Origin of the sequence: Mesorhizobium sp. M7A.F.Ca.CA.003.01.2.1, from assembly GCF_003998945.1 — a bacterium.
GTDB classification, from domain to species: Bacteria; Pseudomonadota; Alphaproteobacteria; order Rhizobiales; family Rhizobiaceae; genus Mesorhizobium; species Mesorhizobium ciceri.
The window spans coordinates 1-1431 of the sequence record NZ_RZRA01001181.1 but is presented as its reverse complement, the minus strand read 5'-3'; the positions used below and the strand labels follow the sequence as shown (position 1 = coordinate 1431).

The window sequence follows — 1431 nt, the reverse complement described above, 5'->3', positions numbered from 1 at the left end:
GGCCATTTGTCGTTCGTGTCCGCCCTGATGATCCAAGCCCTCTATAACGCTGCCAGCCGACGATGATCAAATTCAGGCGCGATTGCGTCGCGGTCCTGGCTCGCCTATCACGGGGAACCCGCCCCTCACGGTAAAAATGTCTCCGCTCACCGAAACCGTTCTTTTCGTCTTCAGCCTTGTCGCGCTCGGCTACCTCGCCGGGCTCACCGGCTATCTGAAGCCGGCGAGCGGCGAGGGGATTTCGGAATTTGCCATCAACGTGGCGATGCCGCTGCTGCTGTTCCAGACGATGGTGAAGTCCGACTTCCATGGCGTGGCGCCTTGGCCGCTGTGGGGCGCTTACTTCACGGCGGTTGCAATGACATGGGCTGCCGGCCATCTGGTGACGACGCGGATCTTCGGGCGGGACGCACGCGCAGGCATCGTCGGTGGAGTGTCGTCGTCCTTCTCGAATGTGGTGCTGCTGGGCATTCCCTTCGTTCTCGGCGTATTCGGGTCGAGGGGATTCGAAGTGCTGTCGCTGCTCGTTTCCGTGCATCTGCCGACCATGATGATGGCTTCGATCATCATGTTCGAGATATTTGGCCGCGGTGGCAGTGAGCCCGTACACCTGCTGCGCATCGTCCAGAGCTTTCTGAGAAGACTGTTCACCAATCCCCTGATCATCGGTATCCTGGCCGGGCTGGCCTGGCGCCTAACCGGCGCGCCGCTGCCGAACCTTGCCACGCGGCTGGTCGATACGCTGGCTGGCACTGCCGGGCCAGTGGCGCTGTTCGCCATGGGGCTCAGCCTGCGCCGTTTCGGCATATCGGGCAATGTCCGGCCGGCGTTGGCGCTTTCGGTGCTGAAGCTGTTCCTGATGCCGGCGCTGGTGCTGGTCTTCGTCTGGTTGCTCGGCATGCCGCCCTTGACGGCCAAGGTGGCGGTGATGGTGGCCGCGATGCCATCCGGCGTCAATTCCTATCTGATCGCGGTGCAGTTCAACACCGGCCAGGCGCTGGCGTCGAACCAGATGACCCTCGCCACGGCCTGCGCCGCCGTCACCACCGCGTTCTGGCTGACTGTTGTCTTGTACGTTTTCGGGTAAGGCATCGGTGTAAGCACGTCAGCCTGCTCTCGTCTCGCTCTGGCCCAAGCCCTATATGCCATCTTGCGATTGCTTGCGTGCCTTGCCCTCGGTAAAGAGCAGTGGCTCCGGCGTGCCGGCCTCAGTCCATGGCGCACGCGCACCGAAGATTTCACAGACCCGCCCGTCAGGGCGCCGAACGGAGGATAGCATGCTTCAGAAAACCAGCCATTTCATGCGGCAGGCCAATCTCATCAATGGCGAATGGGTGCAGGCCGACAGCGGCCAGACGGTCGACGTCAACAACCCTGCCACCGGTCTCAAGATCGGCACCGTGCCGAAGTCGGGCAAGGCCGAGACCCGCC

General features: G+C 62.7%; 1 protein-coding gene and 1 pseudogene. Both read left to right on the top strand.

The window, feature by feature from the left end:
* The first annotated feature begins 136 nt into the window (after positions 1-136).
* The gene (locus EN969_RS31000; protein ID WP_063168175.1) at positions 137-1087 is read left to right on the top strand and encodes an AEC family transporter; all 951 of its coding nucleotides are present in this window, start codon (positions 137-139) and stop codon (positions 1085-1087) included.
* A gap of 190 nt (positions 1088-1277) precedes the next feature.
* Positions 1278-1431, top strand: a pseudogene (locus tag EN969_RS36380) (succinate-semialdehyde dehydrogenase (NADP(+))); the annotation flags it as partial.

Bases quoted from the DNA above. Each gene is read 5' to 3' on its own strand.
- EN969_RS31000 (WP_063168175.1), top strand. From the start codon at position 137: ATGTCTCCGCTCACCGAAACCGTTCTTTTCGTCTTCAGCCTTGTCGCG.